Genomic DNA, 15,182 nt, shown 5'->3' with positions numbered 1-15,182 from the left:
TGAATAAGGAGAACATGAAAATGGAGATATTAGACTTAAACAACGAAGAAGACACAAAAACAACCGATGAGATGGAGCCCAAAAAGCCGGAGGAAAAAACATCACCTGTCAAGGAAATCTTAAGCTGGGTGTTAACAATCGCATTTGCCATTGTAGCGGCAATACTCATAAAGAACTATGTCATTATAAATGCAAATATTCCGTCAGGCTCGATGGAGAATACCATACAGATTGGAGATGACATATTTGGCTTCAGGCTCGCATATACATTTTCAGACCCAAAGAGAGGGGATATAGTCATATTCAATGCACCGGATTCGCCTTCTGAGAAATACATCAAGCGTGTAATAGGTCTGCCGGGAGAGACAGTCACCATAGAGGATGGCCAGGTGTATATAGACGGTGAGGCGCTTGAGGAGGATTATCTCAAGTCAAACCAGAGCGGTGAGGATCCGTGGACAGTAAATGCCGGACCTTACAAGTTTAAGGTGCCCCAGGACTCATATCTGCTGCTCGGTGACAACAGAAATGGCTCATCAGACGCAAGAGTCTGGGAGCACACATATGTGTCCAAGGACGATATACTTGCAAAAGCGATATTCAGATATTACCCGTTCGACAGATTCGGAGCGGTGAAATAAGCTGTAAATCAGGATATAAAATAAAAATAGAGGTAAAGTAAATGCCAGAGACAGAAATAGACATTGAAAAACGAAATAAATATGGCATGCTGTGCGGTATAGTCGGTATATTTTTAAACCTCATACTCTTTGCCGGCAAGCTCTTTGCAGGAATGTTTAGCGGTGCAATCTCAATCACTGCGGATGCATTCAACAACCTGTCAGATGCAGGCTCATCAATCATCACGATAGCGGGCTTCAAGATGGCGGCACAGAGAGCCGACGAGGAGCATCCATACGGACATGCGAGGATGGAGTATGTGGCTACACTGGCAGTTGCAGCAATCATACTCATCATGGGCTTTGAGCTGTTCAGGGATTCCTTTAGTAAAATCATAAAGCCGCAGGACATAGAGTTTTCATGGCTTATTGTAGCGATACTACTGGCATCAATAGCCGTAAAATGCGTCATGGCGGTATACAATTTCTATTTTTCAAAAAAGCTTGATTCATCAACACTCGAAGCGACAGGCAGGGACAGTCTGTCAGACTGTATCGCTACATCTGTAGTACTTGCAGCCACACTCATAGCGCACTTTTTGGGACTCAATCTGGATGGAATAGGCGGTGTATTTGTGTCATTGTTTATATTCTATTCAGGAATATCATCAGCCAGAGAGGCGGTAGATCCGCTGCTTGGAGCAAAGCCGGAGCCGGAGTTTGTCGACAGACTCAAGGAGATGGTACTGGACTTTGACAAAAACATACTCGGTATGCATGACCTTATGGTGCATGATTATGGACCGGGACACAGGATAGTATCGTTTCATGCAGAGGTGCCGGAGGACGGAGATATGGTCGAGCTGCACGATATAATCGATAATCTGGAGCGCAGGATACGAAGGGAGCTGGGCTGTATAGTGACCATCCACATGGACCCGGTAGCGATAGAGGACGAGGAGGTAGCCGGACTGAAGGCCGAGGTGCTATCCGTGATAAAAGGGCTTGATTCGCACATAAATATGCACGATTTCCGTATTATCAGAGGTGATACACATACGAATCTGGTTTTTGACATTGCAGTTCCATTCGGCTATATCACCTCAGATGACGATATATGCAATGCAATACAGGAAAATGTCAGGAAAAAGCTTGGAAAGAATTACTATACCGTGATAGAGGTAGACCGCGACAATTACATAAATATATGACATTGTAAGGGATATATACGAGCTTCGCCGGTGGCTGTTGGGATAAAGAAACGGTGCACAATAAGATAAAAGAGGGTAAAGTATATGTTACGAATAGGAATATGTGATGACTCAGCGGAAGCAAGGCAGCATATGCTGCAATTATGTCAGAAATATTATGAAAACAATACGGATGCATTTGAATATAAAATGTATAAAAACGCAGAAGAGGTTCTCGAATATTGTGATGATGAGGAAAATAAAAAAATAGATATACTTTTTCTGGATATAGAGATGGATGGTCTCAGCGGAATTAAACTAAAGGAACGAGTACTGAAACTAGACAAAATCTGGCGGATAGCATTTGTGTCGAGTCATGATGAGAAGATGATAGATTCCTTTGGAATCAAGACTATAGATTTTATCAGGAAGCCGGCCGGATATATGGATGTGAAAGCAGTGCTTGAAAAGGTATTGATAGAGAAATGTGAGAATATAGGCATTTCGTATTTGTCAGAAAGAGGTCAAAACATAGTAATCTATGCGGAGGACATAAGATATATAGAGGCACAGGGAAAATATGCGTATATTTATACCAATGGGCAGAACTTTGTAGGAATAAATATATCTGAGATTGAGAAACGGCTTGAGGACAGTTCTGTGATACGTGTTCATAAATCATATATGGTTAACCTCGAATATGCGACACTTAGAAATGGAAAATTATCTATAAGAGATATGGATATTGAAATTCCGATTGGAAGAAGCTATAAAGAAACCGTAAAAAGGTTATATCATGAGTATGGTGAAAGAATGGCGAGGCGAAGAATGTGATAAGGGATATATTGTATTTGATAGTATATTTTATAACAGAGACTGTACTTTATTCATTAGCATATCGTACTGCACTAAGTAGAGGAATTACCAATAAAGCTGTCAAATGGATGGTATATATTATTGTGGTGTTAATTGCGGGAAGCATTGTATATGTAAATAATAATCTAAAGTATGCAATGGGAGCATCCATATTTATAATGGGCATATTGCCTGTTTTTATAATAGAGCCGTTTAAAATTCAAAATCTGATTTTGTATCCGTTCGTAGTTATAGCAAGCTCTATATTTGGAATATTGTTTTCATTTATTATATCTATAAAAATTGGAATTTCTGAATACTATGTTAAGGAATCTCCGGCTTTAACGATTTTATGTCAAATATTGAGTATAGGTGTCTGGGCACTAATATATGTAATAAAACGAAGAAAAAATGATCAGGAAGAAGTAGTTTTAGATTTAAAACATTATATAATTTTGTATTTAGTTACCATCAGTTCATTCATATTAGTAGGATCAATTCAGATTTTTTCAGAATTGGAAGAGTATGAAGATTTGCAAATTTATGGGGTGTTTGTAGTAATGGCTTGCTGTACACTTGTTGTGGTAACACTTATGCAGATTGTTGTTTTAAGCCAGAATGCATATATAAAAAAGTCAAATGACATGTATAAGGAGCATATGGCTTTACAAAAGCAGCACTATGAGCATATGCTTCTGCAATATGAAGAACTGCGGAAATTCCGTCATGATGTAAAAAATCATATGCTTGCGTTAAATAGTATGTGTACCAGCGAAGATAATTCACAAATAAAAAAATATTTATCGCAGCTAACTAATGAGGTTTCATCTAAAAAACCGGTAGAGTATACCGGAAACAGGGAATTGGATGCAGTAATAGCTCCATTTGTCCTGGAAGCGGAAAGTAAAAATATAAAGGTTCAGTTTAAGGGGCGCGTATCGGATAATGTAGCAATTGATATGTTTGATATGTGCACAATAATATCAAATCTCTTAAATAATGCCATAGAGGCATGTGAAAAAATACAAGAGGACAAAAGAATAATTGAGTTTGAGATAGCCAGTTATAATTCACAAATATTTATCTCGGTTTGTAATAGTTATGATATGGAGAGTATTATAAATCAAAAACAAAAGTTTATTACTACAAAAGAGGATAAGCTGAATCATGGTATTGGCTTAGAAAATGTAAGCAGGACTGTAAAAAAATATGATGGAGATATGAGAATATCTCAGGAAAATGAAAGATTTATTGTAACAATAAATATATAAAAAATAGGAAAATAGTTATAGAAATAAGCAATCACTATGTCGTTCATACCTAAAAAGTGTCGTTCATGCCATAGTGATTGCTTTTTTTGTGTATAAAAGAGTATAGTGAATATGCAAAGATAAATAAGGGAGGAAATAGTGGGATGACACCAATGATTATAGATCTAGAATGGCTTATTCGAATATTGATGGGAAAAAAATAAAAACTTATGATTATAAAAATCTATATTAATAAGTCCGGTAAAGTATCTGATTTACAAAATCAAAAAATTACTTTATAAAACACAGTCGGTATAGAATGTGTAGTACTGCTGTACCGCAAGATAATTATGGTATGAAGCAAGAAATTTCTTTATATATATTCTCAACAATGCGCAGAAAGAGAAAATAGGAATTATATGAAGGGAGAAAGATCATGGAATTAGCATTACAATTTGAAAATTTGAATTGTGAAGAGTTATGTGCGATTGATGGTGGAAAAAGAAACTATTCAATTGAGAAATACGTGAAAAACTATTTGGATTTTATAAAAAAGGCTATAGACATTTTTAGACCTATGCCTATATAAATTATTTCGGTAATTGATAAATGATTTTATTAGTTCCTGTGGATAACTCACCATTATAGAAGGAGAGAGAAGGGGTCTGTATTCAGAATTGCTCGGTTTATCGCAGTCACAGACCCAACCATGATGGTCATCCAATAATTGGAGGCGTTGTAGGTGCTGCAAAGGGTATTGTGACAGGCAATTTGACTGGAAATCAATTATGGAAGTGTTATACAGCGGGAGCAATAGGTGGCGCAACAATCGGAGCATATACACCAGTTTAAAGTGATTATATAATACTTAATTAATTGTGTATAGTATAATTCACCTCTTTTTGTATAAGAGGTGAATTATACTTGATAGGGAGGAAAGCGATAATGAGAACATTTAATAGATATTTTGTTCATTTTATGGGAATAGGAGCAATGATTTTGTTAGTAGCAGTTTTGCTACTGGTGGCAGATGGTGGAGAGCTTTTAGTACCAATTTTTATGATTGCACTTATTTCTGTTGATACGTGCTTTGTTGTATTGATGACAATAATATTTAGTTCGATGGCAAAACCTCAAAAAATAAAATTAAAAACGGAAGATAATATTGTAAAAAAAATTGAACGGATATCTCGAGAAAAATGGGGAAGAAAAATTATTATACAGAAAGAAAATACTACAAGATTTATGTTTGGTAATAAATATAAAGATTGGCTGGCAACACCTATAGAACTAATAGAAGATACGAATGGTTATAGTGTATATTTACCATCAGCATATGTGGAGGATATTAAATATTTATGCGATGATTTGGTTTGTTGAAACAGGGTGAAAACACGAAATACTATTGCATAAAACAACACGACATCACTGAATGTGCTGCGAGGTTGCACAGAAAGGAGATATATATGAATTTATCAAGATTTGTACAAAAAGATTTATTTGCTATTCTTTCTATTATTTTGATTGTTTGCGTAGTTGATCAGTTATATATGATGATGGAATATAAAAATATCTCAAAAGAGACATTGATTTTTACAATTTTATTAACAGGGGTTAGTGTGTTCTTTGGTTTTTTAAAAAAGGATTGAGCGAGAATAAATGAAATATTATTGCATAAAACAACACGACATCACCGACTGTGGTGCAGCCTGTCTTGCTACCATTTGTAAACAGAATGGTTTTAGGAATATTAATACCGGCATTTCTATTAAAAACTGGAAAGAGATTTGAAAGATGAAATATTACTGTATAAAACAACATGATATAACCGACTGCGGAGCTGCATGCCTTGCAACCATCTGTAGACAGAATGGATATAAAATAGGTATCAGCAAAATACGTGAAGTTGCCGGTACGGACAAGCAGGGAACAAATGCATACGGTGTTATAAAAGCAGCCGAGCAACTTGGATTTAGCGCCAAAGGAGTAAAGGGAGATAAAAAAGCATTTTTCTCAGAGTTTCCATTACCATGTATAGCACATGTTATAGTAGATGGAGCATTACTGCATTAGGTTGTTATTCATAAAATAACGAAAAAGACGGTAGTGATTGCAGATCCGGGAGAAGGCATTGTAAAACTTACCCCGGAGGAGTTTTTTGGAGAAGTGCATGATGAGGGAAAACCTCCGAAATATCAGTGGAGCGGTATCCTTATCCTTCTTGTTAAGAATGAGACATTTGAGAAAAAGGATGAGACAAAAGGAATTTTCTCCAGATTTTTTCATCTGCTCATGCCACAGAAGAAACTTATATTTCAGATCTTTTTAGCATCTCTTATATATACCGTGCTTGGAATATTGGCAGCATTCTATTTTCAGATGTTAATAGACAGTGTTCTTCCGGATGGATTGAAGAAAACGCTCATGACTTTATCAATAGGAGTGATACTTCTCAATCTTTTCAGGGTAATCCTTAATGCATTCAGGTCACATTTACTTTTGTATCTTAGTCAGAAACTGGATATTGCGTTATTATTGGGATATTACAGGCATGTAATGGAACTTCCGATGAACTTTTTCGGAACAAGGAAGGTCGGAGAGATAATTTCACGATTTAATGATGCAGGAAAGGTAAGGGATGCCATATCGGGAGCAACACTTACCATAATGATAGATACACTTATGGCTGTTGCCGGAGCAATTATTTTATACATACAGAATTCAAAATTATTTTTTATCACGATCATAATGATCGTACTGTACGCAGTAATCGTACTTGGATTTAATAAATGGTATGAAAAACTTAATCGAAAAGAAATGGAAGATAATGCCCAGCTTACGTCTTATATGGTCGAGTCTCTTAATGGAATACAGACTGTAAAGGCTTATAATGCGGAGAGAAAAGTAAACAGGGAAACAGAGATAAAATTTGTAAAACTGTTAAGAAGTGTATTCAATCTCACATGGGCTAACAATATACAAGTGTCACTGAAAACTTTCGTAGAACTCATAGGTGGTGTAGTTATCCTGTGGGCAGGCGGTGTCAGTGTTATAAACGGAGACATGACAATAGGTGCACTTATTACATTTAATTCACTGCTGGCATATTTCCTTGATCCTGTAAAAAATCTGGTGGATCTGCAGCCGCAGATGCAGACTGCAGTCGTAGCGGCAGACAGACTGGGGGAAATACTTGATCTTGAAGCTGAAAAGCAGGAAAATGAACAAAGAAAAATGGCACCCGAAAGTCTTGCCGGGGATATAAAATTCGAACATGTGAATTTCAGATACGGAACAAGGCAAAGGGTACTTGAGGATATAGATTTTACAATAAAAAAGGGCGAAAAAATTGCCTTTGTTGGAGAAAGCGGTTCAGGAAAAACAACATTATCGAAACTGCTTTTGCACTTATATCAGGCAGAGTCAGGTAATATTCTGATAAATGATAATAATATAGAAGATATACAGATAGAGACACTTAGAGACAAAATCGCATATATACCACAGGAAACATTTTTGTTTAGTGGTTCAATATTTGAAAATCTTACACTGGGACTGGATGATGCAACGATGGATGACATCATCGAGGCATCAAAAAAGGCGCAGGCACATGAATTTATTAATAAACTGCCACTCAGATATGAGACAAGACTGGAGGAAAACGGAGCAAACCTGTCGGGCGGTCAAAGGCAAAGGCTGGCTATAGCAAGAGCCATGCTTAAAAAACCGGATATATTGATATTGGATGAGGCTACGAGTAATCTTGATGCAATAACGGAAAGGGCACTTGACAAGACAATAAGTGAATTTTCAAAAGATGTTACAACTATCTTTATAGCACACAGACTCAGCACCATAAAAAATTGCGATAAGATATATGTGCTGGAAGATGGAAAGATTATAGAAAGCGGTGATCATGCATCATTGACAGCACTGGGTGGAAAATATGCGCAGCTTGTAAAACAGCAGTCGCTTGATACTGTGGATGTTAAAGCAACCGCATAACTTCGATTATGAAAAGAGGAAAATTATGAAACCTATAATTGTGGATTTAAAGGATATAAGTGACAGTACGGAAGTATATGATTCTAAGCCAAACAGATTTGTGCCGTACACCATATATATAATATGTGCAATTCTGGCAATAGCCCTGATCTGGATGTATCTTTTCAGGATGGATATAGTAGTAAAAGCTGATAGTGTCTTTAGAGGTGACGATGACAGTACGGCAGTAAGCTGTGCAGTTACAGGAAAGATAACTAAAATGTCGGTAAAGGACGGACAGTATGTGAGTGAGGGGGACGAACTGTATGAGATAGATATTGAAAACCTTGGAAGTACTATCGAAGATTATAAGAGTAAACTTGATAGTGTACAGCAGCGTCTTGACATACTAAATGCATATCAGAAGAGTCTTGACGGAGATAATTCTGAATTTGATGCAATGTCTGATAACCAGTATTATTCAGAATTTAAAGACAGGAAAGAATTATTAAATACTTCAATTGATGCAGGAAAGGAAAAGAATAAAACTGGAGAGGTATACGATGAAAATATTACAGTTATCAATGATTCTATTGATAAGTATAATGAAAAAATTAATAAACTTAACAATGTAAAGCAATGTATCATATCGCGTAATAACACATTCGATCAAAACGATACATATTACTATTCAATAGTAAAAAGTTATATTTCATCATATGATTATACAGCACTTCAATATGACAATAAAAAGGATGAAACCACAATGGATTCATCACAACTGACAGAGGTGGATACAGAAAAAAATCAGGCATTGTCTAATCTTGAGTCTAATGAGATTTCAACAATAGAACAGCAGATCGAGACTGCAAATGAACAGATAGAAAGCCTTAAATCTAATATATCCTCTGTAGAACTTCAAAAGAAGCAGACAGAAAATTCTAATAATACAGATGAGTCAGATATAAAGATTCTTACGGAAAAAGGAAATGTGTCGGCTGAAATTCTTACTTATGAGGATAAGAAGCAGGAGTATGAGGCTTATTTAAAAGATTATGATATAAAAAATAATAACTGTACCATAAAGGCAGGATCATCAGGATATTTTTACACAAATAAGGAAATCTCAAATGGAACATATATACAGGAAGGAGATTCCATAGGACAGATATATCCAAAGGAGCAGTCAGGTTATTTTGCACAGGTGTATGTGGAAAATTCTGACATAGCAAAAATAAAACCGGATCAGGAAGTAAAATTTGAGATGGCTTCATATCCGTCAAGTGAATATGGATATTTTACAGGAACAGTAAAAGAAATTGCAAAAGATGTGACTGTAGACCAGAATACCGGTAATGCATATTACGTTGTAAAAGTAGAATGTAAAAATATGGAGATAAAGAATAAGGAGGGAGAAAAAGGAAATCTGAAAAGTGGAATGGCTGCACAGGCAAAAATTGTTGTTGATGATGACAGTGTGCTGCATTTCGTCCTGAGTAAGATAAATTTAGTAGATTAGTAAGATAAATAAGGTATATTCCGGGATTACCGGTTTATATATAAATCCTATAAGCGCGCATAGGAAAAACAGTATTTTATAAGTAGTAGGAAGGAAAAAGAGAATATATGAAAGAATTATGTAATATGGAATTGTTTGAAGTCGATGGAGGGAAAAAATATAAGTGTACTTATTGTGGCTATACATCATCGAGTACATCTAAAACGGCATTACACTTTGGAATTAAAACATGGCACTATTTATTAGGAGGAAGAATAAAGGAAATATAAGAAATGCGTTATCTTATTATTTTTTTTATAGCTATGTTACCTTTAGCAGAACTTAGAATTGCTATTCCAACAGGACTGACCATGAATGTACCGATTATACAAACGTACATTATCAGTTTGATAGGTAATATATTACCATTACCATTTGTGTTTTATTTTTCTCAAAAAATATTGAGTTGGGGAAAAGATAAAAAATACATTGGAAGTTTTTTTACATTCTGTCTGGAAAAGGGTAAACAAGCAGGGAAAAAGCTTCAGAAAAAGGCTGGAAGAGGTATGTTTCTTGCGTTGGTTCTTTTTGTTGGAATTCCTGTTCCGGGAACAGGAGCATGGACTGGAATTTTGGCAGCAAGTATATTGGAGCTGGATTTTAAAGAAAGCATTGGAGCATGCTTCTGTGGAGTTCTGTTGGCGGGTGTGATCATGGCTGTGTCAAGTATGGGAATTTTGAGTGTGATTTTGTGAAGCATGATATTTAAGAAGATATAAATCGGATATGTCTAAGACAGTCTGTTTTATATAAAAAGAACTCTGATAAAATTCGCGAAAACCATCAGAGTTCCAAACAAGTAAGCACTTTTAAGAAAAGTACCTAGGCTGAGTATATTACTTTTTTGGATTAGTGTAAAGAAAATATATTAAGGAAAGGAGATTTAAAACAATGGAAATGGTATTAAACAATGGATTCTGTGAACTTAGTATGGATGAGATGTGCGAAATTGATGGTGGTGGAGGTGCTTGGAAAGCTGTTAAAGCTTTTACAGGAGTCGTATTGGTTGGCTTTAGCCCGGCTGTTGGTGTTGGTGTTGGTATTTTAGCAGGACCAATTGCAGGAGTCTCTGCAGGAGGCGGTTGCGCAAGTGCTGGATTGTCTTTGATTGGTTCAGCATGCCACTAAAAGATGTTCAGTAAATACAATAAGGTGTTAAGTATTAGTAGCATGAAATCGAAAGGAGATGTTTTGATGGATACTGTGTGTTATTTTAGCGAGCTTGAAGATGAACAATTATATCTAGTAACAGGTGGATGCGGCTTTTGCGTTGCGGGTACTATTATTGGTTGTGCGGCAACGGGTGTAGGTATTGGAGGCGCAGCAGGATCTGTGCCAGGTGCAGTGATTGGAGGCGCTGTCGGCACTATAGTTGGAATTATGATTGCATTCTAACTTAATACAATGTTTAATTATGGAGAAGGAATTTTGAAATTTTTCCTTAGCTTGATAAATCAGTATATAGTAGGTTACGTATTGTATCAAGCTGGGACAAGTTTTCTCCTTTTCCATTTTTAATAAATTGTTGAATAATGGTGTAGTGTAGTATATTATATGTTTTAATGTTGGAATATGGTAAAAAATATATAACAATAGGAGTGGAAGTTTATGGAATTAAATAGAACAATGATATTGCTTTCTGGTTGCTTTTTGATTGTTTGGTCTACTTTTAAATGGAAGATACCACATGTGATTTGGGATGTTAAATTAACCCGAGTATGTTCGGTAATTTTGGGATTATATAATATTATTTTAGCAATTGGCTTTGAAAAAGACCTAAGTATTTTTCTATTTATTGTAGATTTAATCCTCTATATGTTATTGGATATAGGATTTTTAATGGTTAAGCTAAAAAAAGATAAAAAGGGAAAAGTAAAAAATTTTCAACTTGGGATTTGTTCCATTTTTGTCATTTTGGCTATGATTATGGCATGTTTTAATTTGAATGAAATTTATTCTAGCATAATGATTTTATCTGGTATGATGATGGTGATATCAACTCCTTTTCAGGAAATGAAGTCGCTTCGTGAAAACAGTAACAATAGGTAGGAGACAATTGAAAGAAATATTATTTTCACATGATGACTCTAGCTTTTAATTCTTTAGTAAACTTACAGGTCAATTGTAGAAATGGGGGAGATATGAATAGCTCTTTATTATGCGATTCGCTTTACAGCTTTAAGCTTACGATAGGATTGCCCTGTGCCGGTGGTGATTGCTGCAACAGCAACCGCTAACAGACTTATATGGGCAATTGTATTCAAGTTGGTAACAGATAGTGAATATGCAAACAATGATTTTGACCATATTGGTGCCAGATACCATTACATAAAATTATAATTAAATTTATTAGATATAAATTCACCATAACAGTAGTTTGTGTCAAATGGCACCGAAATCATACCAAATAGCACATATATATTGTTTGTTTTTTCTTATGGTGGTAGTATGTTTAGCAGGATGGTGCATGGGAATGCAAACAATGCTTTTAATAGATGGGGTTAAAAAGTGTGTAAAAGACCATAAAAGACTATAAAAGATGTCTGTATAAATTTGGCAAAAAATGAGGAGTACAATGAGATGAAAAAAGAAAACAATTATATATCCACTGATATGAATCATAAAAAGCTAATAGTTGGAGTCGTAATAATTCATGTTTGTTTTTTAATTATTAAGAATAGTGGCATTACAGACATTTTAAAAGAAAAGAATATATTTTATGGGGTGCTGATAAATATGATTTATCAGTTGACTTTGATTATCATGATTGGAGTGGCAATGAAGCAATATTTGATCACTTCATTTAAAAAATTCAAAGCTGACAGAATTTCTGTAAATATAAAAAGAGTTTTGGCAGGTGTGGGAATTGCATTCTTGTTAAGTTGCATCGCTGGAATTATTGAAATGACAGTGTGTTCAAATATATCGGTTCCGGCAAATCAGTCAAACGTTAATGGATATTTTGTGGATTATCCTGTTTTGGCTGTTATAATGAGTGTAATTATGGCTCCTTTTACAGAAGAGATAATTTATAGAGGTATATTGTTTCGGTTTTTCAGCAAATATGGAGAACTGTGTGCAGTATTGGTGACAGGATTTTTGTTTGGAACAATGCATATGCTTTCTTCATTTGGAAACGCAAATATACTACTATTTTTGTGTCAATGGTTAGAATATTTTTTGTCAGGAATACTTTTAGGATTTATTTATAAAAAATACAAAAATATTTGGACAAATATTTCAATACACGGCACTTGGAATCTGATTGGTGCTGGAATGATATTAACAAAAATAATGTTAGCAAAATAATATGAACAGACCAGAATATTGAAAGGTGGTGTTTTACATGATTTTATCGTGTATTGTTGGTGGTATATGTGGGGTTATTGTAGTTTTAGCTTATTCCCATTTTAAAAAAAAATGAGTAATTAGTATTGCATAAAAAATTAATGAGAATCTAAAGGGGGTGAATTATATGCAAGAAATCATTAGCTGGTATATGGAACATAAAACTTATGGAAATATATTAATTATAGGGATAATTGGACTTATGCTATACAATATAGGATATGGAGTAGGTACCGATATTTACAGAATTTTTGGTTAATTGGTAATTGGGTGGTGATGCACAAAAGTAATGGCATCAAATTTTATGTTTGATGTCATTACAATCAAAGGATAATTATGAGGAATATACATGAACAATAAAACTGGTGTATTTTTTATATATTTGAATTTGCGACATATTCTGCAAAATGTAATTATTGTGGTAAAATATTTAAAGCAATGTACTGGCCATTTTTAATAAGTAAAGCCAGTGCTAAGGTGGCATGTGAGGGAAAATTACATAATCATATAATTAATTCACATTATGGAAATTTATAGTAAGGATTCTATGGGAATGTTCAATGAAAAGAAACATATCAATATCTTATCGGACAATGTGTGCAGGGATTTTTGTAATCATAAGTATTATAATACTTGCGATAAATGGAATTTCATTATTCAAATATGATAATGCCACGGATTATGAAAAGTCAGCTTTGCGTCCGGGCGAGTATGTCAAGTTCCAATTAAAGGATTATCTGTCCAAACCGCTTGATGAATACAATTCAGACGTTTCTTCAGGACAGTGTGAGGTAGAGGTGACATTTTTCGGAGATTACTATGTATACAATATTCCATACATGGATAATACTTATGTGAGAGTAAAGGTATACGATAAGAATCTGGAAGAACAGTTAGAGGGAAAGGTTGATTTAATTGGTAAAGTGTTGCCAGAAAAAGATGTTTCTATGGAATGGTATGAACAGGTGCCGGATTTTTCACTTAGCAGCTTGAAAAAGGGCATATGTATACAGGAAGTAGATTGCACAAAGTATCAAAACATGCTTTGGCTTGGTGGAATTATGTTGTGTGTAAGTGTGGCTGTCATGTTACATGACTATAGAGTGAATCGGACCACTATTATTACGGAAGAGGGAAGGATTGCACATACAAATCTGCCTGATTATGATTTGGCGTATACTTTAGAGTATAATCTTCGAAAGTATAAGGAACTGGAGAAAATACAGATTCAGAACAGAAAGAAGATATTTTGGATAGTTTTGTTTGAACTGACAGGAGTATGGTTCTGCATAAATTTTTATTATTGGGAAATAAAAGTTATAGGGGTGGTGTTTATTCTTTGCGGGCTGAAAATAGGATGGAATATTTTTATTAATTCGGACTTGAGCGTGGCAGTAAGGTTATCAGAGTTATTTGGTCTAGACACGGTTTCACAGAGAAAAGAGCATTTGTTATCATACATACATGAGCTGGAAAAGAGAGTATTAAGATAAGAAAGATATCGATACAGCGGACCATATCATTTATCAGACATTCTGAAAGAAAATTGCGGCATGAATGAGTTGGAACTGAAATGGCTTGTTTTTTGCAATGGCGAAAACCTTGGAAGGTTCATATATGTAACATTGCACTAAAACAATTTACTAAACGATTAGTAGAAGGAAGGAAACTTTAACATTGAGATATTTATTATATGTAATATCATTAGTAATTAATGCCTTATCGTGCTATTTTATGATGGGGTTGGCGAGTTCATTGACTGTGGTCTGTACGATAACTGCCATATACTATATTGAATCAAAAAGAGCAGAAGATAATAGAGTATTTTTAGCGGTACAGGCTTTTTGTATGATATTTAATATTGCCAGATTAGTGATTAGTAGTATAACGAAAGTTAACTGTGGGGATAGTGTGATTGTGCTGAGTATATTTGTAGTAGGAATAGTTTGTATTGAGAAAATGATAAAAGTTTGCGATAGGAAATAATGAAAATGGATAGTAAAATAAGGAATATATTTTGGATTTTTATTTCTATAGGTGTGGTAGTGATATTTTTGCTCTACAAAGTATTGATATTGTCGCTTCTTATGAACGGAATACCAATTATGAGAGAACATTATGATATCGCAAACCTTATTGCAAATGTTATAGATATAATATCTATTATTATCATAATGCTTATTGTGGCAATTGTCATATTGCACAGAAATAACAGCAACAAATAGTTGGAATTGTACGAGGAGAATAATCTAAGAATGAAAAAAATGGGTCAATCATTTTTCTTATGGGTTTAGCCCCAAATGTTTTAGGTTATCGCCATCCTGCCGCCATCCTTGACAGGTCAAAAAATAAATGCTGTGGGTTAATCACCGACGGC

General features: G+C 34.8%; 17 protein-coding genes and 1 pseudogene. All 18 read left to right on the top strand.

Going from position 1 to position 15,182, the window contains the following annotated elements; all coding sequences use genetic code 11:
- Positions 1–20: 20 nt before the first annotated feature.
- The 18 genes and pseudogenes from lepB to ACTQ1L_RS10615 all read left to right on the top strand — a co-directional run bounded on the left by lepB (position 21) and on the right by ACTQ1L_RS10615 (position 15,030).
- Positions 21–641 carry a signal peptidase I gene (gene lepB / locus ACTQ1L_RS10700; RefSeq protein ID WP_441367075.1) on the top strand — a complete coding sequence of 207 codons (621 nt, stop codon included), beginning with the start codon at positions 21–23 and terminating at the stop codon, positions 639–641.
- 41 nt (positions 642–682) lie between these two features.
- Positions 683–1,831: a cation diffusion facilitator family transporter gene (locus ACTQ1L_RS10695; RefSeq protein ID WP_441367073.1), complete on the top strand. Its 1,149-nt coding sequence runs from the start codon at positions 683–685 to the stop codon at positions 1,829–1,831.
- Between the two features lie 84 nt (positions 1,832–1,915).
- On the top strand, positions 1,916–2,644 hold the full coding sequence (locus ACTQ1L_RS10690; RefSeq protein WP_441367071.1) for a LytR/AlgR family response regulator transcription factor: 729 nt from the start codon (positions 1,916–1,918) through the stop codon (positions 2,642–2,644).
- Positions 2,641–3,936, top strand: a complete 1,296-nt coding sequence (locus ACTQ1L_RS10685) for a sensor histidine kinase (protein ID WP_441367069.1) — start codon at positions 2,641–2,643, stop codon at positions 3,934–3,936. Before ACTQ1L_RS10690 ends, ACTQ1L_RS10685 begins: the two co-directional genes overlap by 4 nt.
- Before the next feature lie 415 nt (positions 3,937–4,351).
- Positions 4,352–4,504: a hypothetical protein gene (locus ACTQ1L_RS10680; RefSeq protein WP_015515929.1), complete on the top strand. Its 153-nt coding sequence runs from the start codon at positions 4,352–4,354 to the stop codon at positions 4,502–4,504.
- A 356-nt stretch (positions 4,505–4,860) separates the two neighbouring features.
- Positions 4,861–5,295 (top strand): hypothetical protein, encoded by a 435-nt coding sequence (locus ACTQ1L_RS10675; RefSeq protein ID WP_117714584.1) that lies wholly within the window; start codon positions 4,861–4,863, stop codon positions 5,293–5,295.
- Positions 5,296–5,381: 86 nt separating this feature from the next.
- Positions 5,382–5,564, top strand: coding sequence for a hypothetical protein (locus ACTQ1L_RS10670; RefSeq protein WP_117995192.1), 183 nt, complete (start codon positions 5,382–5,384; stop codon positions 5,562–5,564).
- 10 nt (positions 5,565–5,574) lie between these two features.
- Positions 5,575–5,988: pseudogene (locus tag ACTQ1L_RS10665) on the top strand (cysteine peptidase family C39 domain-containing protein).
- A 6-nt stretch (positions 5,989–5,994) separates the two neighbouring features.
- Positions 5,995–7,920, top strand: a complete 1,926-nt coding sequence (locus ACTQ1L_RS10660; protein ID WP_441367149.1) for a peptidase domain-containing ABC transporter — start codon at positions 5,995–5,997, stop codon at positions 7,918–7,920.
- Between the two features lie 25 nt (positions 7,921–7,945).
- Positions 7,946–9,418, top strand: coding sequence for an HlyD family secretion protein (locus tag ACTQ1L_RS10655; protein WP_441367066.1), 1,473 nt, complete (start codon positions 7,946–7,948; stop codon positions 9,416–9,418).
- A 272-nt stretch (positions 9,419–9,690) separates the two neighbouring features.
- Complete coding sequence (locus ACTQ1L_RS10650) at positions 9,691–10,152, top strand: COG2426 family protein (RefSeq protein ID WP_441367064.1); 462 nt, start codon at positions 9,691–9,693, stop codon at positions 10,150–10,152.
- A 196-nt stretch (positions 10,153–10,348) separates the two neighbouring features.
- Positions 10,349–10,585 (top strand): hypothetical protein, encoded by a 237-nt coding sequence (locus tag ACTQ1L_RS10645; protein ID WP_015515936.1) that lies wholly within the window; start codon positions 10,349–10,351, stop codon positions 10,583–10,585.
- Positions 10,586–10,651: 66 nt separating this feature from the next.
- The gene (locus ACTQ1L_RS10640) at positions 10,652–10,852 is read left to right on the top strand and encodes a Blp family class II bacteriocin (RefSeq protein WP_015515937.1); all 201 of its coding nucleotides are present in this window, start codon (positions 10,652–10,654) and stop codon (positions 10,850–10,852) included.
- A gap of 213 nt (positions 10,853–11,065) precedes the next feature.
- Complete coding sequence (locus ACTQ1L_RS10635; RefSeq protein WP_441367062.1) at positions 11,066–11,506, top strand: hypothetical protein; 441 nt, start codon at positions 11,066–11,068, stop codon at positions 11,504–11,506.
- Between the two features lie 531 nt (positions 11,507–12,037).
- Entirely contained in the window at positions 12,038–12,766 is a 729-nt protein-coding gene (locus tag ACTQ1L_RS10630) for a CPBP family intramembrane glutamic endopeptidase (RefSeq protein WP_441367060.1), read from the top strand.
- A gap of 166 nt (positions 12,767–12,932) precedes the next feature.
- Positions 12,933–13,064 (top strand): hypothetical protein, encoded by a 132-nt coding sequence (locus tag ACTQ1L_RS10625; protein ID WP_015515940.1) that lies wholly within the window; start codon positions 12,933–12,935, stop codon positions 13,062–13,064.
- A 301-nt stretch (positions 13,065–13,365) separates the two neighbouring features.
- Entirely contained in the window at positions 13,366–14,298 is a 933-nt protein-coding gene (locus ACTQ1L_RS10620) for a hypothetical protein (protein WP_441367058.1), read from the top strand.
- A gap of 498 nt (positions 14,299–14,796) precedes the next feature.
- Positions 14,797–15,030 carry a hypothetical protein gene (locus tag ACTQ1L_RS10615; protein WP_441367056.1) on the top strand — a complete coding sequence of 78 codons (234 nt, stop codon included), beginning with the start codon at positions 14,797–14,799 and terminating at the stop codon, positions 15,028–15,030.
- The last annotated feature ends 152 nt before the right edge of the window (positions 15,031–15,182 follow it).

It is taken from the genome of Agathobacter sp. LCP21S3_B2, assembly GCF_052118705.1.
Classification (GTDB): domain Bacteria; phylum Bacillota; class Clostridia; order Lachnospirales; family Lachnospiraceae; genus Roseburia.
The sequence above is the reverse complement of the archived record's forward strand: the minus strand, read 5'-3'. Positions and strand labels throughout refer to the sequence as shown.

Bases quoted from the DNA above. Each gene is read 5' to 3' on its own strand.
- ACTQ1L_RS10640 (WP_015515937.1), top strand. From the start codon at position 10,652: ATGGATACTGTGTGTTATTTTAGCGAGCTTGAAGATGAACAATTATAT.
- ACTQ1L_RS10650 (WP_441367064.1), top strand. From the start codon at position 9,691: ATGCGTTATCTTATTATTTTTTTTATAGCTATGTTACCTTTAGCAGAA.
- ACTQ1L_RS10655 (WP_441367066.1), top strand. From the start codon at position 7,946: ATGAAACCTATAATTGTGGATTTAAAGGATATAAGTGACAGTACGGAA.
- ACTQ1L_RS10620 (WP_441367058.1), top strand. From the start codon at position 13,366: ATGAAAAGAAACATATCAATATCTTATCGGACAATGTGTGCAGGGATT.
- ACTQ1L_RS10615 (WP_441367056.1), top strand. From the start codon at position 14,797: ATGGATAGTAAAATAAGGAATATATTTTGGATTTTTATTTCTATAGGT.
- ACTQ1L_RS10630 (WP_441367060.1), top strand. From the start codon at position 12,038: ATGAAAAAAGAAAACAATTATATATCCACTGATATGAATCATAAAAAG.
- ACTQ1L_RS10675 (WP_117714584.1), top strand. From the start codon at position 4,861: ATGAGAACATTTAATAGATATTTTGTTCATTTTATGGGAATAGGAGCA.
- ACTQ1L_RS10645 (WP_015515936.1), top strand. From the start codon at position 10,349: ATGGAAATGGTATTAAACAATGGATTCTGTGAACTTAGTATGGATGAG.
- ACTQ1L_RS10690 (WP_441367071.1), top strand. From the start codon at position 1,916: ATGTTACGAATAGGAATATGTGATGACTCAGCGGAAGCAAGGCAGCAT.
- ACTQ1L_RS10680 (WP_015515929.1), top strand. From the start codon at position 4,352: ATGGAATTAGCATTACAATTTGAAAATTTGAATTGTGAAGAGTTATGT.
- ACTQ1L_RS10625 (WP_015515940.1), top strand. From the start codon at position 12,933: ATGCAAGAAATCATTAGCTGGTATATGGAACATAAAACTTATGGAAAT.
- ACTQ1L_RS10670 (WP_117995192.1), top strand. From the start codon at position 5,382: ATGAATTTATCAAGATTTGTACAAAAAGATTTATTTGCTATTCTTTCT.
- lepB (WP_441367075.1), top strand. From the start codon at position 21: ATGGAGATATTAGACTTAAACAACGAAGAAGACACAAAAACAACCGAT.
- ACTQ1L_RS10695 (WP_441367073.1), top strand. From the start codon at position 683: ATGCCAGAGACAGAAATAGACATTGAAAAACGAAATAAATATGGCATG.
- ACTQ1L_RS10635 (WP_441367062.1), top strand. From the start codon at position 11,066: ATGGAATTAAATAGAACAATGATATTGCTTTCTGGTTGCTTTTTGATT.